This is a genomic window from Bacteroidetes bacterium SB0662_bin_6 (assembly GCA_009839485.1).
In the GTDB taxonomy this organism is placed as follows: Bacteria; Bacteroidota; Rhodothermia; order Rhodothermales; family VXPQ01; genus VXPQ01.
In genome coordinates this window covers 42,690-68,715 of sequence record VXPQ01000014.1, presented here as the reverse complement: position 1 = coordinate 68,715, position 26,026 = coordinate 42,690, and the positions used below count along the sequence as shown (strand labels likewise).

At 60.9% G+C, this 26,026-nt stretch carries 19 protein-coding genes and 1 pseudogene; 19 read left to right on the top strand and 1 reads right to left on the bottom strand.

Annotation, left to right across the window (positions count from 1 at the left end):
- The first annotated feature begins 36 nt into the window (after nucleotides 1–36).
- From F4Y00_02020 to F4Y00_02005, 4 genes are all read left to right on the top strand, one after another.
- Nucleotides 37–3,495, top strand: a complete 3,459-nt coding sequence (locus F4Y00_02020) for a hypothetical protein (GenBank protein MYE03740.1) — start codon at nucleotides 37–39, stop codon at nucleotides 3,493–3,495.
- Nucleotide 3,496: 1 nt separating this feature from the next.
- Nucleotides 3,497–4,537, top strand: a complete 1,041-nt coding sequence (locus F4Y00_02015) for a UPF0164 family protein (protein MYE03739.1) — start codon at nucleotides 3,497–3,499, stop codon at nucleotides 4,535–4,537.
- An 11-nt stretch (nucleotides 4,538–4,548) separates the two neighbouring features.
- Nucleotides 4,549–6,282, top strand: a complete 1,734-nt coding sequence (locus F4Y00_02010) for a hypothetical protein (GenBank protein MYE03738.1) — start codon at nucleotides 4,549–4,551, stop codon at nucleotides 6,280–6,282.
- A gap of 165 nt (nucleotides 6,283–6,447) precedes the next feature.
- Nucleotides 6,448–8,274: an AAA family ATPase gene (locus F4Y00_02005; GenBank protein MYE03737.1), complete on the top strand. Its 1,827-nt coding sequence runs from the start codon at nucleotides 6,448–6,450 to the stop codon at nucleotides 8,272–8,274.
- A 72-nt stretch (nucleotides 8,275–8,346) separates the two neighbouring features.
- Here F4Y00_02005 and mazG read toward each other — a convergent pair whose 3' ends face one another.
- Complete coding sequence (gene mazG, locus F4Y00_02000) at nucleotides 8,347–9,201, bottom strand: nucleoside triphosphate pyrophosphohydrolase (protein MYE03736.1); 855 nt, start codon at nucleotides 9,199–9,201, stop codon at nucleotides 8,347–8,349.
- 513 nt (nucleotides 9,202–9,714) lie between these two features.
- On the opposite strand from mazG, the gene F4Y00_01995 reads away from it, so the two are divergent.
- The 15 genes and pseudogenes from F4Y00_01995 (at nucleotide 9,715) to F4Y00_01925 (ending at nucleotide 26,026) form a co-directional block, all read left to right on the top strand.
- Nucleotides 9,715–10,176 carry a single-stranded DNA-binding protein gene (locus F4Y00_01995; protein MYE03735.1) on the top strand — a complete coding sequence of 154 codons (462 nt, stop codon included), beginning with the start codon at nucleotides 9,715–9,717 and terminating at the stop codon, nucleotides 10,174–10,176.
- A 3-nt stretch (nucleotides 10,177–10,179) separates the two neighbouring features.
- Complete coding sequence (locus F4Y00_01990; protein ID MYE03734.1) at nucleotides 10,180–10,665, top strand: nucleoside 2-deoxyribosyltransferase; 486 nt, start codon at nucleotides 10,180–10,182, stop codon at nucleotides 10,663–10,665.
- 14 nt (nucleotides 10,666–10,679) lie between these two features.
- Nucleotides 10,680–11,525, top strand: coding sequence for a site-specific DNA-methyltransferase (locus F4Y00_01985; protein ID MYE03733.1), 846 nt, complete (start codon nucleotides 10,680–10,682; stop codon nucleotides 11,523–11,525).
- Between the two features lie 53 nt (nucleotides 11,526–11,578).
- The gene (locus tag F4Y00_01980) at nucleotides 11,579–12,346 is read left to right on the top strand and encodes a creatininase family protein (protein MYE03732.1); all 768 of its coding nucleotides are present in this window, start codon (nucleotides 11,579–11,581) and stop codon (nucleotides 12,344–12,346) included.
- Nucleotides 12,347–12,575: 229 nt separating this feature from the next.
- Complete coding sequence (locus tag F4Y00_01975) at nucleotides 12,576–13,847, top strand: HlyC/CorC family transporter (GenBank protein MYE03731.1); 1,272 nt, start codon at nucleotides 12,576–12,578, stop codon at nucleotides 13,845–13,847.
- A gap of 74 nt (nucleotides 13,848–13,921) precedes the next feature.
- Complete coding sequence (locus F4Y00_01970; GenBank protein ID MYE03730.1) at nucleotides 13,922–15,403, top strand: amidophosphoribosyltransferase; 1,482 nt, start codon at nucleotides 13,922–13,924, stop codon at nucleotides 15,401–15,403.
- 119 nt (nucleotides 15,404–15,522) lie between these two features.
- On the top strand, nucleotides 15,523–16,716 hold the full coding sequence (locus F4Y00_01965; GenBank protein ID MYE03729.1) for a DUF1214 domain-containing protein: 1,194 nt from the start codon (nucleotides 15,523–15,525) through the stop codon (nucleotides 16,714–16,716).
- Nucleotides 16,700–17,980 (top strand): sulfotransferase, encoded by a 1,281-nt coding sequence (locus F4Y00_01960; GenBank protein ID MYE03728.1) that lies wholly within the window; start codon nucleotides 16,700–16,702, stop codon nucleotides 17,978–17,980. Before F4Y00_01965 ends, F4Y00_01960 begins: the two co-directional genes overlap by 17 nt.
- A 16-nt stretch (nucleotides 17,981–17,996) precedes the next feature.
- Nucleotides 17,997–19,007 carry an SDR family NAD(P)-dependent oxidoreductase gene (locus tag F4Y00_01955; protein MYE03727.1) on the top strand — a complete coding sequence of 337 codons (1,011 nt, stop codon included), beginning with the start codon at nucleotides 17,997–17,999 and terminating at the stop codon, nucleotides 19,005–19,007.
- Nucleotides 19,004–20,011, top strand: coding sequence for an SDR family NAD(P)-dependent oxidoreductase (locus tag F4Y00_01950; protein MYE03726.1), 1,008 nt, complete (start codon nucleotides 19,004–19,006; stop codon nucleotides 20,009–20,011). The genes F4Y00_01955 and F4Y00_01950 overlap by 4 nt, the downstream gene beginning before the upstream one ends.
- Entirely contained in the window at nucleotides 19,893–20,465 is a 573-nt protein-coding gene (locus tag F4Y00_01945; GenBank protein ID MYE03725.1) for an SRPBCC domain-containing protein, read from the top strand. Before F4Y00_01950 ends, F4Y00_01945 begins: the two co-directional genes overlap by 119 nt.
- A gap of 307 nt (nucleotides 20,466–20,772) precedes the next feature.
- Nucleotides 20,773–21,861, top strand: a pseudogene (locus F4Y00_01940) (DUF1549 domain-containing protein).
- Between the two features lie 93 nt (nucleotides 21,862–21,954).
- Nucleotides 21,955–23,385, top strand: a complete 1,431-nt coding sequence (locus tag F4Y00_01935; protein ID MYE03724.1) for a DUF1553 domain-containing protein — start codon at nucleotides 21,955–21,957, stop codon at nucleotides 23,383–23,385.
- An 18-nt stretch (nucleotides 23,386–23,403) separates the two neighbouring features.
- A complete protein-coding gene (locus F4Y00_01930) occupies nucleotides 23,404–24,873 on the top strand; it encodes a DUF1501 domain-containing protein (GenBank protein ID MYE03723.1) in 1,470 nt (489 codons plus the stop codon).
- A gap of 112 nt (nucleotides 24,874–24,985) precedes the next feature.
- On the top strand, nucleotides 24,986–26,026 hold the full coding sequence (locus tag F4Y00_01925) for a proline racemase (GenBank protein MYE03722.1): 1,041 nt from the start codon (nucleotides 24,986–24,988) through the stop codon (nucleotides 26,024–26,026).

Here is a 26,026-nt window from a genome sequence, read left to right as displayed (position 1 = left end):
ACGAACCGCACTCCCGCGCAAGCAAACGCCACCGACATGCCCTTTCGCACGCTCTTCCTTGGCTGCCTGACCGCCGGCTTTCTTCTGCTCCCCGCAGCGCATAGCGCCCGGGCACAGCAGGTAGAGAGCCGTTCACGGGACTGGTCGTACCGGGAAGTCGGCCGGTGGCTGGAGCGGCTCTCGGTATCGGGCTCTCCGGCGGCAAACAACGTATGCCCGGACTTTACGAACCGGCGTGACGCCATCATGAACGGCAACAAGATCACGACCCAGATCACCAACTTCGGGTCGATCTCCTCGCCGGGCAATACAATTACCGATATCGTGTGGAACGGGTTGGGCTACGGGTACGAGTTCGGACCGTTCGTGGGCGCCGAGATCGTCGATCCGAACCGGGAAGACCCGCAAAGCGTGCCGAAACGCGACGAGAACGGCCGGATCGTTCTGGATGCGGCGGGTGATACAGTGTATGTGATGCATATCGTGTCCGACGGCCTCGCATCCAATGGAGGCGAAATCTCCCCGGACGGTAGGGAACGCTGGGGCTGGCAACCCATTCCCTGCGCTCAACCGGTGGGCAGTTTCGCAGGGATTCAGGTGGTCAATGCCGAATCGAGACTGATCCCGACGAGCGACGACCGGGACAAGGATCTCGACGGCAAGCCGGACCCGTGGCCGGAAGACTGGTACAACGTAAACCTCGCCGAATACGTGTGGCCCGGCGCGCTCCAGCAAGGGGCTTCCAATGCGGACAAGGAAGCCCTGTACTTCATGAACGACTACTCGAACAGGGAATACGCGTACCTGCCGTTTCCCGGCGATTCGACCCGCAAAGGCCTTGGGCTGGAGGTCGAAACACGGCTCTATCAGTGGTCTAACCCGCTGGCGGAAGACGCTATTTTTCTCGTCTACAAAATCACGAACAAGAGCGAGAAGAATCTTGAGCGGGTCCGCTTCGGCATGTGGGGCGATCCGCATGTCGGCGGCCCGAGTGACTGGCACGACGACCTTGCCGACTTCGATACGGACCTGAATATGGTCTACGCCTGGGACGACGACGGACGATCCGACGTGGCCGGGCGGCCGCCGGGCTATTTCGGGTACAAGTTCCTCGAAAGCCCCGGACGAGGCCGCGAATGCATCGACGGCAGCGGCGCGGATGCCGCCACGTGCGAAGCGTCCGGAGGCACGTTCTTTCCGGGGGACGGCGTGGACAACGACGGAGACGGCATGCTGGACGAATCATGGACCGACGGGCTCGACAACGACGAGGACTGGGACCCGGAAACGGACGACGTAGGAATTGACGGCGTGCCGGGCACGGGAGATCAGGGCGAAGGGGACGGCATGCCCACCGCGGGCTCCCAGTTCGATATCACCAAGCCGGGCGAACCGAACTTCGAATTCACGGACATCGACGAAAGCGACATGATCGGGCTTACGTCGTTCGCTTCCCCCCCATTCGGGGGCAACAATATTTCCAACGATCAGCGGGTGTGGGGCTTTGTGGAGCCGGGACGCTTTGACGACATCCCCACCGAACCGGGCGACTACGTATTCATCTACGGGGCCGGGGACTTCCCGCTGCGCGCCGGTGAAACGAAGCGTTTCTCCATTGCGCTCCTCGTAGGCGAAAATCTCGAAGACCTGCGCCTGAACGCCCGCACGGTACAGCAGATTTACGATGTAGGGTACCGGTTCGCAAAGCCGCCCCGAAAACCGCTCGTGCAGGCCGTACCCGGGGATAAAAAGGTGACGCTGTACTGGGGAACGCGGTCCGAGGACACCATTGATCCGCTCACGCGAGAGGCGGATTTCGAGGGGTATGTGATCTACCGCTCGACCGACCACGAATTTGCCGATCAGCAGACCATCACAGACGTAAACGGTACGAAATTTCTTTTCCGCCCGCTCACCGACGAACGGGGCGTCGAGGCAAAGTTCGACCTCGATAACGGGGTTACCGGGCCTTCGCCCATTCCGTTCGCCGATCGCGGCATCGCCTACGACCTTGGAGACGATACAGGGCTGTTTCATACCTACGTGGACTCGAACAACGTACGCAACGGACAGACCTATTACTATGCGGTCAGCGCCTACGACCGGGGCTATGCGGGCAACGACGTACAGGGATTCTCCGGCGGCATCCCCCCCACGGAAACGAGCAAGACCATCACGTACAACCCCACGACGGACGAGTATGTCTTCGATGTGAACGCCATGGCCGTCGTACCCCGTCCGCCGGCAGCGGGGTATGTGGCGCCTTCCATCCAACTCGATCATACGGAGGGCGTAGCTACCGGCGACCTGGAGATCGTGATCGTGGATGCGCCGGCTATAGCGGACGGCAACCCGTACCGGATCGACTTCGACAAGGATGGCGCCAGAACGGTCTACACGGTAACCAACGAACTCCCGCGTACGGTGACCGTGACCGCACGGCCGGGACAGTTTTCCGGACTGGGTCACAAAAATATCGTCGCGGATTCCTTCACGCTGCGCACGGAGGACGGGCGCATGCTGGAGGCCGGTTCGGAATATGTGCTATATCCCGAGGCAGGATCCGTCGAAATCCTGTCCGATGCGAATATCGAGGCTTTCCAGAGACTTGTCGCCTCGTTCCTGTATGCACCCATCTACCAAAGCGGCCTCCTGCAAAAAGAGGAAGGCAACCCCGTCTTCGAAGGACTGCATGTGTTCATACAGGATCACGTCCTGGAGATCGACGCCGAACAGACAGGGTGGACCCAGGGCAATGCCATGTTGCCGTTCGAAGTACGGGTGGCCTCCGCCGGACCGGGGCGGCGCGGACAACCCAGCGATTACGAGATACGGTTCGACGACGCCACTGTCATGCAGGCCTTTGTGACGAATCTGGACCTTCCCTTCGAAATCGTCAATCTGACCAAAGCGAACGAGTCGATCCGGGCATTCGTGCCGGACGCCAATCGAAACGGAGTCTGGGACCTGAATGAAGCCATCATTTTCGTGGAAAACATTGACGGACGCGACCTTGCCACCTGGCAGGTCCGCTTCCCGGTGGAGGCAGGAGGCGATGCCGAACCGCCCGGCGCCGGAGATGTGTTTTTCATCCGAACGAACAAACCGTTCGCCGACGAAGATACCTATACGTTCCGCACGGCGGCCGCCGGATCGGACCCCGCTCTGGCCAGGGAAGCGTTAGACAATATCTACGTGGTGCCCAATCCCTACGTCGCCACGAACGAGATCGAACCCAGAAACCCGATTGCAAATACCGAACGGGGCGACCGCCGGCTGTATTTCGCCAATGTGCCGAAAGAATGCACGATCCGCATCTACACGCTCGCCGGGGAACTGGTCGATACGATCGAACACAGCAGTGCGGTGGACGACGGCAAGGTCTTCTGGGACCTGCGCACCCGCGACAACATGAACATCGCCTACGGCCTCTACATCTTCCATGTGGATGCTCCGGAGGGATCGGCTATCGGAAAATTCGCCGTCATAAAGTGACATGAGATATTTCGCTGCGATAGCTGTTCTGCTGATGCTGCCCCTCGAAGTGCGGGGGCAGGAGAATGCCTCGGCGCCCCGAAACGAGACCATTACGAAAACGGGCTCGACAGCAGCGCAATTTCTGAAAATCGGCGTGGGCGCCCGGCCCATTGCGCTGGGCGGCGCGTTTGTCGCACAGGCGAACGACCTGTCGGCAATGTACTGGAATCCGGCGGGCCTCGCGCTGCTGCCCGGCGCCTCCGTGCAGTTGGCGCACACCCGGTATCTTGCCGACATCGCGTACAACTTCGCTGCTTTCGGCACATCGCTCGGCAATGTGGGCACGCTGGCCGCTTCGTTGATCTATCTTGATTCCGGGGATATGCTCGTGCGTACGATTGCACAGCCGGAGGGCACCGGGGAACGTTTCAAGGTGCAGAACTACGCAATCCAGGTGTCGTACGGGCGATCGCTGACGGACCGCTTCTCCATCGGCGGAAGCTTCAAGTTCATTCAGGAACGCATCTGGCACAGCACGGCGTCGTCCATTGCCCTCGATGTGGGTACGCTGTTCACGACGCCCTATGAGCGGCTGCGCCTCGGCGCCAGTTTCTCGAACTTCGGGCCCAAGATGCAAATGAGCGGGCGCGACATCGTGTTCAGTACGGACCCGACGCCAAATCAGGGCGGTGTGGTGGAGATCGTCAATTCCGAATATCTAATGGATCGGCATCCGCTGCCGCTCCTGTTTCGGATCGGCCTGTCCTGGGACGCGTTACGGACCGCGAGTCATACCATCGCGCTTTCCACCGACGCAACCCACCCGAACGACAACTACGAATACGTAAACTTCGGCGCAGAGTACGACTTCCGGAACCTGATCGCATTACGGGCGGGCTACCGTAACCTGTTCGAAGCAGACAGCGAACAAGGACTTACTATGGGAGGAGGTCTGAATCTTCGTATCGACAGGGCGCTCCGCGTCCGCATCGATTATGCCTGGGCGGATTTCGGGCGCCTCGAACAGACGCACTGGTTCACGGTCGATCTTGGATTTTGAGACGATCTTTTATGCGGCATCCCGCCAGGACACTCCGGAAAAAACGGCTGCGCGCGGATAGCTGCCGTGCACTGTCATTGTGTATGGCCGTCGTGCTGGGATGGATGGGATGGACCGCAGCCTCCGTGCCCGCCGCCGCACAGCAGGCATCTTCCCTGTTCGCCGATCTCGGAACCGACGCCGTAACGCTGGCGCCGTCCCCTCTCTCCAAAACGGGAGAACCGGCATGGGTCACCGAACCCATCCCCGCCGAGGCCACCGGCTTCGTCGTACAGGGCACTACTTCAGACCGAAATCTGACCGGATGGGTGCGCTTCGAAAACGGTCCCTGGCGCGCGCTGCGTGTCGTGTTTTCGGCCACCGGAGATACGTTCTTCGCCGGTTTTCACGGAGATGATGTGTTTACGGCGGGCCGGTTCGAGATCCGCTTCGAAACGCGGGCGGCCGTTCGCCTCGCCGCTGCGGGCGTCTTCGATAACCGCCAGGATGCGGACCGGGGGGAAGCCGTCGAGAAACGCGAAGGAGAACGGGGCGATCAAGGGGAAGCGCCCCCCGAAGAAACCGGCGAAGTCCGTCTGCAGAAATCGGGCATCATCCTCCCGCCCTTCATGTACGACAGAAAGGCATGGAACGCCGATCCCTTCCGGGGCAATCCCGTGGCGCTGGCCCGCCCCAATTACCGGAACATGGCCTTCCACCATGCCGCCGGTTTCTGGGCTACCACGCACGAAGAGGGACTGGAGCAACTGAAAGCCATCCAGAACCTGCACCAGAATATCCGGGGATGGAGCGACATCGGATACCATTTCGTACTGGACCAAAGCGGCCGGCTCTACCAGGGTCGGCCCTTTTTACGGGGTGACGCCTCGCTCGATTCCGTGCCCCCCCTGGCGATGGGCGCACATGTGGGCGGCCACAACACCGGAAATATCGGGGTGTGTATGCTGGGGTGCTATCATCCCCCCTATATCGCCCGGTGTATAGACACGCTGGCGCCGCCCACCTTCGATTCGCTGGCCGTCACCTTTTCGTTTCTTTCCGAAAGTTACGGGGTTTCGCCGGACAACCTGCGCGGACACGGCCAGTTTCCCGGCGCGGCTACGAGTTGCCCGGGGGAAAACAATCTTGCCATCTTCGATGATCTGGTCGAGCGCATCCGCACCCTGCTCGTAACGGGCAATGCCCCGCTCGGCCGCGCCGCGCTTGCCGTCCGGAGTGATGAAGACGGCGTGGTGCATCTGTCCTGGGAATTTCTCGATGCCGGCAACATCGCCGGCTATCGCATAGAGCGTGTGGAAGGTCCTGCTTCCGTGGTTATTTTCGAGGGGGACCAGTTGCATCCAGGCGATTTCACGGATGGGGGCGCGACCTGGTCGGGGCAGATATCGTACCGGCTCTATGGCCGCTCGGCAAGCGGACGGGAACAGTTGCTGGCTACGGTCGCCGCAACGCTCGAACGCCCGGAACGCCATGTGCTCACCGAGAACTATCCGGAACCGTTTTTCCACACCTCGACCATCCGGTATTATCTGCCCCGGGACGGCATCGTCCACCTGACCGTGTTCGATGCGCTTGGACGCAGCGTGGCGAATCTCGCCGAAGGAGCTGCCGAGAGCGAAGGGTGGCATCATATTCCCTTCGATGCAACCCGACTCCCGTCGGGTACGTACTTTTATCGTTTACGGATAGAAGGTTTTTCCGGCACGGCCTACGACCAAACGCATTCGCTTGTACGGATACGGTGAGTTCCGGCAAAGTCGCGCCCGTTTTCCAAGCCCTGTCCGAAGGCGCCTCCAAAGGTACACAGGCCCGGACGCGAGACCATGACCGATCAAAGCCACACGCCTTCTCCGGTGGAACGGCAGACCCCCGAATCCGGGGAGGCGACGGAGCATTCGTCGCCGGAAGGAATGCTGCGCAACGACGCTCCCCCAATCGAAACACCCGCCGGAACGGACCAGGCTTCCCTGCCCGACACCTGGTCCCGATATCCATCCTGGGCCCGTGATCTTGCGCGCAAGTACCTCACGAAGACGCTCACGCAGTTCATCCTGTACGGCAATGTCCGCGATCTCGTCCCGGGAGAAACCGAAGAAGGAAAGCCCGGATACGCCCCGCTTCGGGAATTTCTGATAAACGACCTGTTTGCAGCGCGGGACGTGGTCATTTTTTACGACCGTTCCGCTGGCATCCACTTTGCCGACGCCGCATCGCGAAAAGACTTCCACCGGGCCGTTTCGGGGTACGACGCCATTTTCGGCACCGATTATGCGCGCGCCCTCCCAAGAGACCCGGTCCGCGTGTTTTCCGTGCTGGAAAATTATTTTCGCACCCGCCTTGCCGACGGCCTGCGCATTGCCTGTATCGTGGATTTTGCGGAAACCATCGTTCCGATGGCCGAGGCTTCCATGTATTCCGCCGAAGATCGGAACGCGCTCGTGTTTCTCCAGAAATGGGCGCACGACCCCCTCTTCCTTGAAGGCGACTTCACCCTCTGCCTCATTGCGGAAAACCTCACGGACCTGAACCGGCAACTCGTGCAAAGTCCGTACACGGCGGAAATACGGATTCCCATGCCGGACGAAGAAGCCCGGCACGCCTTCGTGCGCTGGTCTCTCCTCGACCGGGCAAATATCTTTGCGCAACATTCGGAGGTCTCCCCGGAAGCCGTAGCCCACCATACCGCCGGACTGGGCTATATCCAACTCCGCACGATTCTTGCCGACGTGCTCGAAAACCGCACCCTGCTGACGTTCGAGGCGCTTTCCAGCATGAAAAAGGAGTTCATCGAAGCGGAAGCATACGGTATGCTGGAATTCGTGGAAACCGAACTCACGCTCGACATGGTGGCGGGGCACCGGGAAGCGAAGGCGCATCTCCGGCAGGCTGCCGACGCGTTGCGGGCCGCCCGCCCGGATGTGCTGCCTATGGGGTATCTGGTCAGCGGTCCCGTGGGAACGGGCAAAACCTTCCTGATCACCTGCTTTGCGGGCGAGATAGGCATCCCGATGGTCACGCTGAAAAACTTCCGCTCGCAGTGGCAGGGCGTCACGGAAGGCAATCTCGAAAAGATTCTCCATCTGCTCGAGGCCATGACGCCGGTGGCGGTAATGATCGACGAGGCGGACACGGCGCTCGGCAACCGCGACGCCCAGGGCGACTCGGGCGTTTCCAGCCGGGTATTCGGGCAGATCGCCACCTTCATGAGCAACCCGTCGCACCGGGGGCGCATTCTCTTCTTCCTCGTCACGGCACGCCCGGACCTGATGCCCATCGACCTGAAACGACAGGGACGCGCCGAAGAACACATCGCTCTTTTCTACCCGGAAGAGAAAGAAGAACGAGAAGAACTGCTCCGTGTCACCATGCAGCGGACCGGCGCCCGGCTGGACATGCGCGACATACCGGATGTACTGCTTGACAGTGACCGCCCGTTCAGCGGAGCAGACATGGAGGCGCTGTTTACGCGGGCAAAGTTCCGGGCGGGCGTGCAACGGACAGAAGACGGTATCGTGCTACCGAGCATGGCGACGGGCGTATACCCCATTACAAAAAAGATTCTCGAAGAAGCCGTACGCGATTTCATCCCGCCCGCCTACCCTGAGGAAGTGGAGTTGCAAACGCTGGTAGCGGTACTGGAATGTACAAGCAGAGCCCTGCTGCCCGAAAAATATCAAAAGATGGAACGGGCAGCCATCATCCGGCGCGTGCAGGAATTGAAGCGGCTTGTGGAATAACAGGTTGATCGGATTTCCGCCGCCAAATGCCCGGGTCGGCTACAAGGACGGTCAAGCCGAGCCGCTGCCGTCTTACGCATCCAGTCCCTTCGCCTCCTCCCAGAAGGCATCCATTTCCGTCAGGTCAGCTTCGGCAGGGGTCCGGCCCGACGCCGCCAGCCGCTCCTCGATATGCCTGAAGCGCCGTACGAACATATCGTTCGTACGGGAGAGCGCGTTTTCTGCATTGAGGCCGCTCATCCGCGCATAATTCACCAGGGCAAAGAGCACATCGCCGAACTCGCGCTCCCTTTCTTCGGGTGAAACGCCCGGGGCGTCCACCTCCGCAAATTCCCGGATCTCCTCGACGACTTTCTTCCAGGCATCCGCCCGCTCCGGAAAATCGAACCCCACGCCGGAGGCTTTTTGCTGGATGCGATGCGCCCTGAGGAGGGCGGGGAGTTGCCGGGGCACCCCCTCCAGCGCCGATTTCTTTGCCCCCTCCGCCAACTTGATCCGTTCCCAATTACGCATCACCGATCCCGAATCTTTCACCTGCGTATCCTCGAACACATGCGGGTGGCGCTTCACCAGCTTCGCGGTTTCCTTGCGGATAATGTCCGTGATCGAAAACCGCTCGTCTCCCTCGGCAATCACGCCATGAAACGCCACATGCAGCAGCAGGTCGCCCAGTTCCTCGCACAACCCGTCCAGGTCTCCTTCGTCGATCGCCGAAACGGTCTCGTAGGCCTCCTCGATCAGCAGGTGCTTTACGGATTCATGGGTCTGCTCCCGATCCCAGGGGCAATCCCGCCGCAGTTGCCGGACAATCGCGGAAAATGTGGCATACGCCGCCTGCTCTTCCTCGTCCGGCGTAAACGCAGGGTCAACGATGTGGTCGTATGCGTTTTTTTTCGTGGAGACTTTTTTCGCGGGAACCGAGGGCATATGTTCTTTGTACATATATTATTACCGGGACAAGGATACTCCCGATTATACGGATCGGCGTGTGCAAAGGATGCAGATGCTACAGGATACTCTGATCAAGACCCCTTCCCTCAGCGCTCCGCGTTCGTGCGTAAATGACGTCATGATTGCATCGTTAAAATCAGCGGATTCGGTGCGCCGCGGACAGAACGCACCCTTGGGCGGGCTGGGGACAGGCGTACACGATGTGGACAATTACCCGGTTTTTCACAAAATGTACACCGGGCGCGGAGGGCCAAGGCTTTTATCCACAGCCTGAAACGCTACGTGTCCAAAAAATGTGCGTAACTAATCGCCATGATCTCCGACCTTGTGCGTAACGTAGAGGTTCGGGATGCCCTTGCCCGAGCAGAGTATCCTTATAAAATTCGTTTCGGGGGTTATGTTTAAGGACAGCGCGGGTCTATAAGCACGAGCCTGCAACCACTGTGTCGTCGCCGGCATCGTACTCACTATACATACAGAGGTAGTCTTATGGCATATGCCATCAACAAAGTCATTCTGATTGGAAATCTGGGGCAGGACCCGGAAATGCGCTACACCGGAAACGGGACGCCGGTATGCAACATGCGGCTGGCAACCACCGAGCGCTACAAGGACGCAAACGGCGAAATGGTCGAGCGGACCGAATGGCACAACATCGTAGCCTGGGCCCGTCTTGCGGAAATCTGCGGCGAATACCTGCGAAAAGGATCCAAAGTGTATTTCGAGGGGCAATTGCAGACGCGCTCCTGGGAAGACCGTGACGGTAACACACGCTATACGACGGAAGTCCGCGCCCGCGAAATGATGATGCTCGACTCGCGGGGCGAGAACGGGTCGGGAGGCGGTTTTTCCGGAGGGGGAGCGAATCGATCCCGGAATGCGGCGGCCGCAAGCAAAGCCCCCGTCGAGGATACGGCAGGGTTCGAACCGGACGACGATCTCCCGTTCTGATCCATGCCGGAACGCGCCCGCAAGACGCTGTATCTCGCCAACCCCTACGGATTCTCGGCGCAGCAAAAGGCCGGACCGCTGGCTGATCTCGCGGCCGCGCTGAACGAAGCCGGTGCGGAAGTGTGGGAGCCCTTCGAACGCAACAATCAGATCGACTTCAGCAAGGAAGGCTGGGCCTACGAGGTAGGACAGGCCGATGTGCGGGACGTGCGCGAAGCCGACGGGATATTCGCTGTGGTAAACGGATGCCCCCCGGATGAAGGCGTCATGGTGGAATTGGGTCTGGCCATTGCCTGGGGCAAACCGACGTTTCTGTTCCGGGACGACTTCCGGCGCTGTACGGACAGCGAAACCTATCCGCTCAACCTGATGCTCTTCGCAGGGCTTCCGGCCCGGGGATGGGAACGCTGGTGGTACACTTCCATGGAGGAGATCGCCGACCCGAACAAGGCGCTGGTTCCGTGGCTGCGCGGAGAAACGTCCACCTGATACGAAACGTGCGGATGCGGGTGAACGGGCAGGACACACCGGTCATGGAATGCAAGGATAACCTTGCATTCATGCGGGAACTCGACGACGAGCAGATGAAACTGATCGTCACGTCCCCTCCCTACAATCTCGGAAAATCCTACGAAAAACGGGCGCCCCTGAAAGAGTACCTGCACCGGCAGGATCGCGTCATTTCCGAGTGCGTGCGGCTCCTGCACCCCTCGGGCTCCCTGTGCTGGCAGGTCGGAAACTATGTGGAGCAGGGAGAAATTATCCCGCTCGATACCGTGCTGTACCCCCTCTTCCGCAAGCATGATCTGAAGATGCGGAACCGCATCGTGTGGCACTTCGGGCATGGCCTGCATTGCTCGAAGCGGTTCTCCGGGCGCTACGAAACGATCAACTGGTGGACCCGGAGCAACGATTATACGTTTCACCTGGACCCGGTACGCATTCCGGCCAAATATCCGAACAAGCGGCATTTCAAGGGACCGAACATCGGGCGGCTTTCGGGCAACCCGAATGGTAAAAATCCCAGCGATGTGTGGCTATTCCCCAACGTCAAGAGCAATCACGTGGAAAAAACGATCCACCCCTGCCAGTTTCCCGTTGAACTGGTGGAGCGGCTCGTACTGTCCATGACCGATCCGGGCGATGCGGTTTTCGATCCGTATATGGGCGTTGGATCGTCGATCATCGCAGCCCTGATGCACGGCAGAAAAGCATACGGTTGCGACATCGTGCCCGAATACGTGGCGATCGCCCGCGAGCGGGTTCAGGCGCTGCACGACGGCACGCTCCGCACGCGCCCCATGGGGAAACCCGTGTACGATCCCGGCCAACGGCATAGCGGGCAGTGAAAAGCGTTATCCAAAGACGCTTATATTCTTCTCCGACGAACCGCCTTGCCCTTATGTCCATTCGCCCGTACATCCTTGCCGAAACAAACTGGAAGTCCGTTCGGCAAACCACATACGATGTGGCGGTCCTGCCCTGGGGCGCAACGGAAGCGCACAATTATCACCTGCCCTACTCCACCGATGTGGTCGAATGCGATCATATCGCCGCCGAGGCAGCGCGCAAGGCATGGGAAACCGGCGCCAACATCATTGTCCTGCCCACGATTCCTTTCGGCGTCAATACCGGGCAACTGGACATAAAGCTCGATATGAACCTCTACCCGAGTACGCAGGCCGCCATTCTCGGGGATGTTGTCGATGCGGTATCGCGCACCGAAATCCGGAAACTGCTTATACTCAACGGCCACGGAGGCAACGATTTTCGACAAATGCTCCGGGAAATCGGCGCCGCGCATCCAGAGATGTTTCTGTGTGAAATGCACTGGTTCCGGATTATGAACCTTGCGGAGTATTTCGAAATGCCGGTGGATCATGCCGGTGAAATGGAAACAAGCCTTATAATGTACCTTTGCCCTGAACTGGTGCTTCCGCTCGAAGAAGCCGGCGACGGTGCAGAGCGGCGGTTCAACATCGAGGGGTTACGGGAAAAATGGGTCTGGGCCGAACGACAGTGGTCGAAGGTAACCGACAGTACCGGGGTTGGAGACCCTTCGCGGGCCACTCCGGACAAGGGCGCTCGATTCTTTGACGATGTGACCACGAAAATCGCGGCGTTCCTGAAGGAACTGGCGGACGCCGATCTCGACGACCTGTACGAATAACCGACCGCCCCCGCTTGCTCCCGCATGACCTGCCTCACGCCTCCGCACCCGTTATTCCTGCGCGAATGTATGCGCAAATCCCTACTTTTCCATCTGTCATCAGGAACTTGCCGCCCCTCCGTTGGACCCTGACACTGCTTCGTTATTCATTCTCCTGCAGAACGCGCCTGTATTGCTGAGCGGGACATTCGTGGCCGCCTGCATAATCGCGCTGCTTGTACTCCTCCTGATGTCAGCGATCTTCTCCGGCTCGGAGGTAGCGCTTTTTTCGCTCACCGGCTCGGCGAAAGCATCGCTTGCGGAAGCGGGCGACCGCGCATCGAGGCGGGTGCTGAAACTTCTTGAACGCCCCCGGCGGCTGCTCATCACGATTCTGATCCTGAACACGGGAGCGAACGTGGCCGCCGCCATCGTAGCCGCCCTGTTGACCGCCAGGATCGCAACGGCAATGGGCTGGAGTTACGCCGTCACGGTCGTTCTGGAAGTCGTGGTGCTGACCTTCATCATCCTCGTCATGAGCGAAATCACGCCGAAATTGCTCGCGGTTCGCCATGCCGGGGCCTTCAGCCGGGCGGTTTCCGGACCGCTGGCGGCACTGCATCGCATCCTGTATCCCCTGTCCGGCTTCCTGGCCCGCTCCACACGATTCATGCGGGAGCGCCTTGAAACCGAAGGAACGCGCATCTCTCCGGAGGATCTGAAAACGCTCGCCGATGTGGGAGAGGCGCACGGCACCCTTGAAGAAGAGGAAAAAGAACTCATTTACTCGATCGTGGAGTTCGGGGAAACGTCCGTGCGGGAAATCATGGTGAGCCGCCTCGATGTGGTGGCGCTTCCGGTGACCTCCGGCATCGGGGAAGCCCTCAAACTGATCCGCAACACGGGGCATTCGCGTATTCCGCTGTACGCCGATCACCTCGACAATATACTGGGCATTGTGTACGCCAAGGACCTGCTACCCTATCTGCTGGGCGCCAATGGGGATACGCCTCTCGACTGGACGGAAGTAGCCCGGCCGGCCATTTTCGTACCTCCGGGCAAGAAGCTGGACGATCTGCTCAAGGATCTGCAAGCGAAAAAAACCCATATGGCTGTGGTCGTCGACGAATACGGAGGTACGGCAGGGTTGGTCACGCTCGAAGATATCCTGGAAGAAATCGTAGGAGAAATCCGCGACGAGCACGACGAAACCGAAGACCAACTGTACGAGCGGCTCGACGATGCTACGTACCTGTTCGATGCGCGCATCGACCTCGACGACGTGAACGAACTGCTGGACGCCTCGCTCGACACCGAAGCATACGACTTCGAAACGCTCGGGGGACTGATCTTTCACGAGACAGGAACGATCCCGGAAGAAGGCAACACGATGGAAATCGAGGGTCTTGTCATGCGGGTGGTAACGGTCGAAAACAACCGGATAGGCCGCGTACACGTGCGGCGCGCTCTGCTTTCAGGCAAGCGGGCAAGCGATGCAAACGCACCGGACAATCCGGCCTGAGCCATTGTATACCGCGCGGAAATTGCCTAACTTTGTACCGGGCACAGGCCCTCCCATCAATTAACCGGAGCCGAATGCGTCAGATACGAGAGTATTGCGGCATTTTCGGGATATTCAACGCCGAGGATGCAGCGCGGCATACGTATTACGGATTGCACGCTCTCCAGCACCGCGGTCAGGAGTCGTCAGGAATCGTCTCCTCCACCTACGACGAAACGAAGCAGCGCCGCGTCATGCAGGCCCACCGGGGACGAGGACTGGTGCTGGACGTTTTCGCCGATCAGTCCCTCTTCGAAACCAAGCTGCTCGGCACTGCCGCCATCGGACACAATCGGTACTCCACGATGGGCGCCTCGGACAACAAGGCGAACATCCAGCCGTTTGTTGTGCATTACAAAGGCGGCAACCTCGCCATTTCGCACAACGGCAATCTGTCGAACGCGCGCGAGTTGCGCCAGTCCTTCAGCGACCATGGCACCTTGTTCCAGACAACCAGCGACACGGAACTGGTCCTCCACCTCATCGCACAAAGCCGGCGAAGCAAGCAGATCAACCAGATCAGGGACGCACTCTCTCAACTGGAAGGAGCCTTTTCGCTCCTTATACTCACGGACGACAGCCTCATCGCCATCCGCGACCCGAACGGGTTCCGTCCGTTATCGCTGGGACGCCTGAACGAAACTTCGTGGTGCGCAGCCAGCGAAACCTGCGCCTTCGACCTGATCGGGGCCGAATATGTGCGCGACGTGGAACCCGGGGAGATCCTGGTGATCGACCGGGAAGGAGCCGAAACGGGGTCATTCCAGAGCTTCCATCTGCCCCGGTCGAACGAGATCAGCCAGTGCGTCTTCGAATACGTGTATTTCTCGCGTCCGGATTCTCGGATCTACGGGGAGATGGTGGACAAGGTGCGCCGGCAGATCGGCAAAGAACTGGCGCGCGAGGCGCCGGTCCCGTCCACAAAGAAAGGGGAAAGGCAGCCCATCGTCATCTCGGTGCCCGACTCATCCAATACCAGTGCGCTCGGGTATGTAAGCGAATGCCGAAAACAGGGCTATTCGGGCAAATTCGAGATCGGCCTCATCCGCAACCACTATGTGGGACGCACGTTCATTGCCCCCGGACAGGACCGGCGCGAAATGCGGGTGCGCTGCAAGTTCAACACGGTGGAGGGCGTACTTAAGGATCGCATCGTCGTCATTGTGGACGATTCCATCGTGCGCGGCACAACGGCCCGGTATATTGTCAACATGATCCGTGAGGCCGGCGCACGAGAAGTGCATTTCCGGGTGGCGGCGCCTCCTGTGATCAACCCCTGCTACTATGGCATGGATTTTCCCAGCCACGGCGAATTGTTTGCACACGAGTTCGGCTCCGACGAGGAGCGCGCGAAATGGCTCGGCGTCGATTCGCTGGCCTACCTGTCCGTGGAGGGATTGATGAAAGCCGTACGCAGCGCCAACCGGAGCGAGGCGGGCTACTGCAATGCCTGTTTTACAGGAAATTATCCGGTGCCGGTGCACGCCCCGGTCGTCAAGGAAGAAAACGAGTGGTAACGCTTCGCGACCACCTCTCCAGGGGTGTGCCGGGCGCGGTCGAACCGTGAGAGGTCTTCCGGCAGCCGGTCCCATACGGCACACCCGCCGCCCCATCGACTGATCCTGGAGAGAAAACGATGAGAAGGTTCGTGATCGGTCTGCTTGCGCTCTTTCGCCGGGTCTCTCTGGCGATGCGCAAACTCCGTGGGCAATCCGGGGACGATGCCGCTGCACAGCGAGTCGTCAGTGGCCAGGCCTGGGACGAGTTCTGCGACACACTGAAGGCAGCAGGCGCATCGCTGAACTTTCCGGGAGCGCCGCGCGATGCCTTCAATCAGGCCGAGGGCTATCGTTACCTCAGCCGCCTGACACGCGCAGGCCTCATGGCCTTTCTCGAGCACGCCGATCCGAGGGCGCCGGTCCTCCACCGCATCGCCCACGAAACGGTCAAACTCGGGGCCGACAACCCGGACAACCACTACCTGACCGCCGCCATCTCGGGCGCTTTCGAGTACCGGATCACCGGACGGCGCAACACCGTCGCCTACCTCGGATTCGGCACCCAGGCCGGGCATTACGGGCAGGGAGGCGGCATGCCTCCGACCGGCTACGTCGAAGCTGCGGAACTTGAGATCGACGACGACGGCCGCTTCGAACTGGTGCTCAGTTGCGAACGGCAGGAAGGAAACTGGCTCCCGATGACCCCCGAGAGCGGGGTCCTTATCGTCCGCCAGACGTTTTTCGACCGGCGTGCGGAAATCCCGGCCGAGTTGCACATCGAGCGCATCAACTGCTCCCCGGACGAGAAACGCCCGGCGCCGCTGACCGCAAAAAAACTCGACGAAGGACTGCGGTCGGCGAGCACCCTCGTTGCAGGCGCCTCTCTCCTGTTCGCAAAGTGGGCGCGCGACTTCCAGAAACACACCAATACGCTGCCCCGGTTCGACCAGGAGACATCGAACCAGGCCGGGGGCGACCCCAACATCGCCTACTACCACAGCCACTGGCAACTGGAAGAGGACGAGGCGCTGGTCATCGAGGCCACGCCGCCGGCATGTGAATTCTGGAACTTTCAACTCAACAACTACTGGATGGAATCGCTCGACTACCGCTACCACACCATCCATACCAACAAGCATATCGCGGAGTACGAGCGCGACGGTTCCGTCCGCCTCATCGTCGCGCACGAAGACCCCGGACTCCCCAACTGGCTCGACACCGCCGGGCACACCTCCGGGACCATGTGCTTCCGTTGGATCCGGGCCGAGGAGCACCCGACCCCTGTGACTCGGTGCGTCAAACTGCGCGAACTCCGTGCGCTCTGCCGTTGAGGAGATGGCGAAGCGGATTACCGAGACACCGACGGACTACGAGCGGCCGTACCGGCCTCTTCCCGTCGCGCTGCTGAATGCCGCCGGGCGCGTATCAGATCGTCTGGGAGATTCCGGCGGGCTCGACATCGACAAGATGATCGCCGCGGCGCGCAGAAAGACCGGCCTGTCGAACTTCGGTGACGAGTGGTTCATGGAAGCGTTGTCCGTACTCGTCCGCTCGATCAACGAGGAGGCCGATCTCACGCCTCTGGGCCGGTGGATCCAGAAGAAGCGGATCGAAGGGGCGCTGGCAACACGCCTGCGGGTCGAGGAACTGATCCGCAGGCGCCCGGAGATACGGGAAATCGACCTCGGCAGCATCCTCGTAATCGCCGGCCTCCAAAGAACCGGCACAACCACGCTGCATCGACTGATCGCCTCCCACCCGGATATACGTGCAGTTACAGCCTGGGAAGGACTGAATCCGCTGCCCCTCCCAGGCGAGAAGCCGGGCGACCCGCACGTCCGGATCAGACAGGCGCGTATCGCCGAACGCACCATCGCCTACCTGGCCCCCGCCTTCTTCGCCGTACATCCTGCTGAACACGATGCCCCCGAGGAGGATGTACTGCTGCTCGACGTGTCCTTCATGAGCCAGTCGGCGGAAGCGACCATGCATGTGCCCACCTACGCGCACTGGCTCGAGGACCAGGACCACACAAAAACATACGAGGAATTCCGAACCCTCCTCCGGATCCTGCACTGGCAACGTCCGTGTCGTCACTGGGTGCTCAAGACGCCCCATCACATGGAGTACCTCGACATCGTCCTCAAGGTATTTCCGGCCGCCACGATCGTGCAGACGCACCGGGACCCGCTCAAATCCATCCCCTCGTTCTGGAGCATGGTCGCCCACGGCAGGGGGATGTTCAGCGACCGCGTCGATCCTCGGGAGATCGGCGCACACTGGCTTGCGAAGACGTGCCGCCTGCTCGCGCGCACTGCCAGCGCGCGCGAAGCGGCGGATCCGCACCGCTTCATCGACATTTCCTACTACGATCTCGTCAGCGATCCGATGGCGCAACTTAGAAATATCTACGAACGGGCCGGTATCCCCTTCGGGGCAGACGCACTGCGCGCGACCGAACAAACTGCGAGCCGCAACGTCCAGCACCGCTACGGACGCCACATCTACGATGCAGGCCGTTTCGGCCTGACAAGGGAGGCGATCGAGCATCGCATGGCGCCGTACCGGCGCAGGCACGGCATTCCGTACGAGTAGGCGAGGAATAAAGCCCATGAACAAAATCTTCGAGGCCCTCCGCAGGGCGGTAAAAGACCGCATCGCCATCCGTCCGAACCTCGAGCCCCTGCCGGCTTCCGTTCGGATCGATGGCAAGACGTGTCTGGTGACAGGGGCTAACAGTGGGCTCGGCAAAGCCGTGGCCATCGATCTGGCCGCACGCGGCGGCCACGTCCTGATGGCCTGCCGGAGCGGACACCCTGATGCGGGCGAAGACGTCAAAGCCGCCTCCGGCTCCGACCGCGTCGAGATGTTGCGGGTCGATCTCTCCGACCTGCATTCGGTGCACCGGCTCTGCGATGAGTTGCGCGAGCGAGGAACGAGGATTGATATCGCGGTCCTCAACGCGGGCCTGATGCCGCGCCGCGCCCTCCGGACAGCCCAGGGTTTCGAGGCGATGTTCGCCGTCCACTTCCTCGCCAACCGCGTGCTGGTCGATCGCTGGTTGAAAGACGGAACGCTCCGCCCGGCGACGAGGATCGAGGCGGCGCCCCGCATCGTGCTCGTTTCGTCCGAGGCCCACCGCTCCGCCGAACCGATCGACTTCGAGCATTTCGGCGCGTTCGAAAACTACGGCCTGCGCGACGGACTCAAGCACTACGGCGCAAGCAAACTTGTCCTGTCCACGTTTGCAATCGAGCTCTCCCGCCGCCTCAACCAGGACGGCGGCGGGCACGTGGCGGTTCACTCGCTCTGCCCCGGCCCCGTACACTCCGCCATTGCCCGGAACGCCCCGATACTCCTCAAGCCGCTCATCTATCCGGTGATGAAGTTCTTCTTCCTCACGCCGGCCAGCGCCGCGGCGCCCGTGAACTACCTCTGTTGCGCCGACGACGCCGGTCAGCGCAGCGGCATCTACCTGCATATGCTGCGCGAGAAGCAACCGTCCGAACTCGCCATGAACCGGTCCAACGGCGCCAGATTGTGGGAGGCCAGTGAAGTGCTGCTCCACAGGTTCGCACCGCCCCCGGCGACTATACACGAGAGAGGACCCGCTACACCATGAAGCACCGACCGACATCCTCGCTCTCGAAGACACTCCACCACACAGCGGAACTCTTCACGCGTAAGCCGATAGCCGAACACGTCGACATGTCCGGCAAATATGTCATTGTCACTGGTGCAACGCCCGGATCGATCGGCTACGAAGTTGCCAAAACATTGGCCGGTTGGGGCGCCCGCGTCGTCGCTACCGGCCTGAAAAATATCGTTTCTCTCAGAGAAGCCCTCCGGAGAGATATGCATGACGGCAGTCAGTGCCCGAGCGACATCGAGGCGGGCCCGCTGGATCTCTCCGACTCGGCCAGCGTCGCGGACTTCGCCGCCTGGTACCGGGAATACTCCGGCGGACGACTGGATGTGCTGGTCAACAACGCCGGCATCCTCCTGAATGTGATCTTCCGCTGGCGTAAGCCCAAGTTCTCCGCCGACGGGTTCGAGATGCACTGGCGGACGAATTACCTCGGTGCGTTCCATCTCACGCGCCTGCTGCTGCCAATGCTCCTCGAGTCCGGCCGGCGTACCGGCGACGCACGGGTGATCAACGTCTCTTCTCACCATCACGACAAGGGAAAAAACGATCGCCCCTTCCGGAACACGGGCAGGCTTGATTCCTGGACCGCCTATGGCCAGTCCAAGCTGGCGCTGATCCAGCACAGTTTCGAGTTGCAACGCCGCTACAGGGCGGACTACAACCTGCGATCGGTTGCACTGCATCCGGGCTCTGTCTGCACGAACATGACCCTCGGCTGGCTGAACAAAACTCCCTGGCTGCGAACGATGAAGCCCCTCGTAATGCCGCTGGGCTCGCTGGTCCTCCTGACACCGGCCCAGGCCGCCCAGGCCGTCATTCACTGTGCAACAGGTCCTGTGCCGGAAGACAGTTATTATTATGAGCGCTTCCATCCGGTCGAGCCCGCCCCCGACGCCCGGGATGCAGCAGCGGCCCAGCGCCTGTGGGAAGAATCGGAACGCTGGTTCAGATCACTTGATCAGGAACAGGAGACATAGCATGTTCAAGTACGCCATCACTTCGGAACCGGTAGAAATCCATGCCCCGATCGACACGGTCTGGGATATCCTGGCAGATGTAGACCGCTACTGCGAATGGAACCCTTTTGCCCGGACGTACACACAGACCGACGTGCGCGTGGGCTCTTTTGTCGACTTCGACGTCAAACTGGGCCGCTATGACCGGAAGCAGACAGAACGGTTCGAGGAAGTCGAGCCGCCGACCCTCCTGTCATGGAGCACGAAGATCGGAAACGAGTTGCTGCTGAAAGCACTGCGGGAACAGCGACTCGAAAAACGGAGCGAGACCCGTTGCTCGTACTTCAACACGGATACGCTCGAGGGCCCGTTGGCGCCACTGGCCATCCTGCTGTTCGGCCGGGCCATGCGCCGAGGATTCGAAGATGTCGGCCGGGCGCTGAAGCGGACGGCAGAGGAACGGTACCGGGGGTAACAGCCCGCAGCGGGCCGGTATCAGCCGTCTGGTTCCGCCAGTTTGTCCCGTGCATCACGCGCCGGAATGCTCTGTCGGCGTGCTCCCATGCTTCGAGCGCGGCACGAGGACACAGTGCTCCGGGTGAGGCAGGGTACCGCAATGCCTGCTGCACAGGAAAGCATCCGTTGCTGGCGTACGCTCTGGTCTTCAAGGACGAAAACGAGTGAAAGCGAATTACGTATTTTTAACGAATTGCGTACCTTTTATCGGGTGATTGTACGACGGAAACGCCTGGAATAATATCCCACATCGAAATCCTTCATCGATGTTCTCCTCTCTACTTCGCCGCCGAAACCTTACGGTCGCCGCCGTGCTGGCGGTGGGCGCCATCGCCCTGTGGGCGTCCAGGGCCGGTGGAAGCGAGGTGGATTTCAACGAGGATATCCGTCCGATTCTCAACGAAAACTGCGTAACATGCCACGGCGGCGTAAAACAGCAGGCGGAGTTAAGCCTTCTGTTTCGCGATGATGCGCTCCAGCCTGCGGAATCGGGGAAGTACGCGATCGTACCGGGCCAGGCGGGAAAAAGCGAGCTCATTCGACGGGTCACGCATACCGATCCTGACGAGCGTATGCCTGCCGAGGGCCCGGCGCTCAGCGATCAGGAAATCAACCTGCTGAAACGCTGGATCGACAAGGGCGCCGCCTGGGAACCCCATTGGGCCTACGTGGCGCCGGGAACGCCGAATCTCCCGGAAGTATCCGATCCTGCATGGCCGAACAATGACATCGACCGCTTCATGCTGGCCCGACTGGACCGGGAAAACCTGCGCCCGTCGCCGGAAGCGGATTGCAGCGTGTTGCTGCGCCGCGTGAGCCTTGACCTGACAGGGCTGCCGCCCTCTCCGGAGGACACGGATCTCTTCTGCGAAGACCCGTCCGATATGCGGTATGAAGAAGCCGTGGACAAGCTGCTCGCCTCTCCACGGTTCGGAGAACGATGGGCGGGGTACTGGCTGGATCTGGCCCGCTACGCCGACTCGAACGGATACGAAAAAGACACCCCCCGCACGATCTGGAAATACCGCAACTGGGTGATCGAGGCATTCAACGAGGACATGCCGTTCGACCGGTTCTCGACGGAGCAACTGGCCGGTGATCTGTTGCCCGATCCCGACACGAAGCAACTCATCGCCACGGCGTTCCACCGGAACACGATGACCAATACGGAAGGCGGCACGGACGACGAGGAGTTTCGTGTCGCCGCTGTCATGGACCGCCTGAACACCACCTTCGAGGTGTGGCAGGGCACTACAATTGGCTGCGTGCAGTGCCACGGGCATCCGTACGACCCGTTCCGGGGCAAAGAATTTTACCAACTCCTGGCCTTCTTCAACAACACGGCCGATACGGATCGGGACAATAACGAGCCGAAGCTTTACGAATTCGACGAACGACCGGAAGAGGGCCACCGGCTGATTGCCGACCTGGAGAAGCTGGAAGAGGAGATGCATGCCGCCGTCAACCCCGACGATTTCGCGGCATGGACCCAACGCTTTGAGGAATACGCCCGCGATACGGACCGTCCTCCTTTTTTCGAGGAACGCGCCCTGTTCCCGCCGGTTATCCGGATCGCGCAGAAAGAAGCCGACCGGCGCAGCCCGAACGATATCTTCGTTCTGCGCAGCCTGTTCATCGACATGGAACCGGCCTTCGAGGCGATGCGTGCAGAGCGCTCCCGCCTGCAAGAAGCCATTGCCGAACTGGAACCGCTTACCACGCCTGTCATCCGGGAACTCCCGGCGGCCTCGGCGCGCACCACGCATATATTCGACCGGGGCAATTGGCTCGTACACGGCGAACCCGTCGAGCCCGATGTGCCCGATGCGCTGCCGGCCTTTTCGGAGGATGCTCCAAGAAACCGCCTGGGGCTCGCGCAGTGGCTCTTCGACCCCGCCAACCCGCTCACGGCCAGGGTCGCGACGAACCGTTTCTGGGAGCAGTTGTTCGGGGCCGGCATCGTCGAAACGGTTGAGGATTTCGGGACGCAGGGCGAACCGCCTACCCACCCGGAACTGCTGGACGCCCTTGCCCTGCAATTTTCGCAGGACTTCGAATGGAGTGTAAAGCGGCTGCTCAAGGAAATCGTAACCAGCGCCACCTATCGCCAGTCGTCGCATGTCTCGCCTGAATTGCTCGACATCGATCCGGACAACAGGTTACTCGCCAGAGGACCGCGTTTCCGGCTATCCGCCGAGCAGATCAGAGACCAGTCCCTCGCCGTCAGCGGACTGCTCAGCGACAAGATGCTGGGACCCAGCGTGTTTCCCCCGCAACCGCCGGGGCTCTGGACCAATCCGTACAGTGACCTCACGTGGGTAACGAGCGAAGGAGAAGACCGCTACCGCCGCGCGCTGTATACCTACTGGCGCCGAACCGTCCCGTACCCGTCGCTGCTCGCTTTCGACGCTATGAGCCGGGAGTTGTGCACTTCCCGGCGTATCCGCACCAATTCGCCGCTGCAATCGCTCGTGACGCTGAACGACCCCGTGTATGTCGAAGCGGCCGTGGCGCTCGCCCGCCGCATGCAGGAAGAAGGATACGACACGCCCCAAGACTGGCTGCGGCAGGGATATCGCCTTGCACTGCAACGGGACCCGCCTGAGGAAGCACTGGAACATCTGGTAACCCTGTACGAAACGGCGCTGGCCGACTACCGGCAACGTCCGGAAGCCGCCGCCGCGCTCGTTCATATAAAAGAGAACGCCTTCGCCGGATACGAAGAGACAGTGCAAACGGATTACGGCTCCGAACCGGCGTATGCCGTGCCCGGTCCGGCCTCCCCGGCAATGACAGGATCCGCTTCGCCGGAAGAAGGCGCCCTTGCCGTCGCGGCGAACGCTATCCTCAATCTCGACGCCTTCCTGACCAAAGAATAACTATGGGATATTCTGATCATGACTGATGCAGCGTACAGGGAGCGGCGTCTTGACGCGCTCCACCGGATCACCCGGCGTCACTTTCTGAAAACCGCCGCCGCAGGCTTTGGCGGTCTGGCCCTGCCGACCCTCGCCGGATGCGCCGCCGCCGATTCCGCGATCCAGGGTGCTGCGAACAGTGTCCGGGGGCTCCACTTCGCCCCGCGCGCAAAGCGGGTCATTTTCCTGCATATGGCCGGGGCGCCGTCCCAGCTCGAATTGTTCGACTACAAGCCCGAACTTCACCGTCTGGATGGGCAGTTGTGCCCGGAATCCCTGCTGGAAGGCAGGTTCTTCCCCTTCATCAAGGGGACTCCGAAGATGCTGGGGCCACAGGCTGCGTTTGCGCAGCGCGGAGAGAGCGGCGCATGGGTCTCGGACATGCTCCCGCACTTCGCAAAGGTGGCCGACGAGGTCACGTTCCTCAAGGCGATGCACACGGACGAATTCAACCATGCCCCGGCGCAACTCCTGTTGCACACGGGACATGCCCGCCCGGGGCGGCCGAGTATGGGATCCTGGGCCATCTACGGACTCGGTTCGGAGAACCGGAATCTGCCGGGCTTCATCGTGCTGCTCTCCGGAGGCAAGCAGCCCGACGGGGGACGCAGCGTATTCGGCAGCGGCTTTTTGCCCACCGTCTACGAGGGCGTACAGTGCCGCTCGCACGGCGATCCGGTACTGTATGTGGGCAATCCCCAGGGCATGAGCCGCGAACTGCGCCGGAAATCCATTGAAACGATCAACGCGATCAACCAGCGGGACTACGAGGAGGTCGGCGACCCCGAAACGCTGTCGCGTATGGCCCAATACGAAATGGCCTTCCGCATGCAGATGTCCGTACCGGAAGCCATGAACATAGAAGACGAACCGCAGTGGGTCCACGACATGTACGGCACGAAACCCGGCGCGGTCTCCTATGCGAACAATTGCCTGCTCGCGCGGCGACTGGTGGAACGGGGCGTGCGTTTCGTGCAGCTGTTCCACTGGGGATGGGATGCGCACGGCGCCAGTGCAGCGGAAGCACTCAACATCGGTTTCAAGGAGCGCTGCGACGAGACAGATCGACCCACAACGGCCCTCCTGCTGGACCTCAAACAGCGGGGACTCCTCGAAGATACGCTCGTGGTATGGGGCGGCGAGTTCGGCCGTACGCCGATGCTGGAAAACCGCACCGGGGACGACAATCCCTTCGTAGGCCGCGATCACCACACGGACGTGTACACCATGTGGGTAGCGGGCGGCGGCGTCAAGCGCGGGTTCACCTTCGGCGAAACGGACGAGATCGGATACTCGGCCGTGAGAGACCGCGTACACATCCATGACCTGCAGGCAACCATCCTGCACCTGATGGGCATGGATCACGAACGGCTGATCTTCGAACACCAGGGACGGGACTACCGCCTGACGGACGTACACGGAAAAGTGGTGCGGCAGATTCTGGCGTAAACAGTTCCGCCGACAGAACAGCTTTCGCCCCTCATCGGCACGTTACATGGAGTGAGGATCGCCGGATTGCACCCAAGCGCAGACCCGGCGATTTTTCGGTCATCGGCTCAGCATGCATATCGAAAACATTTCCCGCTGGAGACCGCCGCCGGAGTGGCCCCGGATCACCGTGATCGATGCGCATACGGCGGGCGAACCGCTGCGCGTGATCATCGACGGCTACCCTCCCCTCGAAGGTAATTCCATTCTGGCCAGACGGCGCCATGCGCAACAGCGCCTGGATCATCTTCGCCGGGCGCTCATGTGGGAGCCCCGCGGTCATGCGGACATGTACGGATGCCTGCTTACGGAACCGGTCACGGAAGAGGCGGATTTCGGGGTCCTGTTTCTGCACAACGAAGGCTACAGCACCATGTGCGGTCACGGAATCATCGCCGTGACCAGAGTAGCGCTCGAAACCGGCCTGCTTCCCGGAACCGATCCCGTAACCTGCGTGCGCATCGACACCCCGGCAGGCCTGGTTACAGCCTTCGGGCATTGGGAAAACGGACAGGTACGGCGCGTTTCCTTCGAGAATGTGCCGTCCTATGTGGACAGTCTCGATCAGACGGTGGATGTCCCGGGATTGGGCTCGGTACACTACGATCTGGCCTTTGGCGGCGCGTACTATGCTTTTGTCCGGGCGGAAGAGGTTGGTCTCGCCTGCGAGGGGCGCCACACGCCGGAGCTCATTGCAAAGGGAATGGCGATCAAGCACGCCATCATGGACAGCCGCGCCATCCGGCATCCCTTCGAAGAAGACATGGGCTTCCTGTACGGGACGATTTTCATCGGTCCGGCCGAACATGACGGCTCGCACAGCCGGAACATGTGCATCTTTGCCGAAGGCGAGGTGGATCGCTCCCCCACAGGTACGGGGGTCAGCGCACGGGCCGCCATCCATCATGCCCGGGGTGAAATTGCAACGGACGAACCGCTGGTCATCGAAAGCATCATAGGAAGCACGTTTACCGTGCGCGTCAAAGCCCGCACCACCTTCGGTGCTCACGAAGCGATTATCCCGGAAGTGTCCGGGGAGGCCTATATCACCGGCCGCAGCACATTCTGCCTGGACCCCGACGACCCCTTGCATCATGGCTTTTTGCTACGCTGA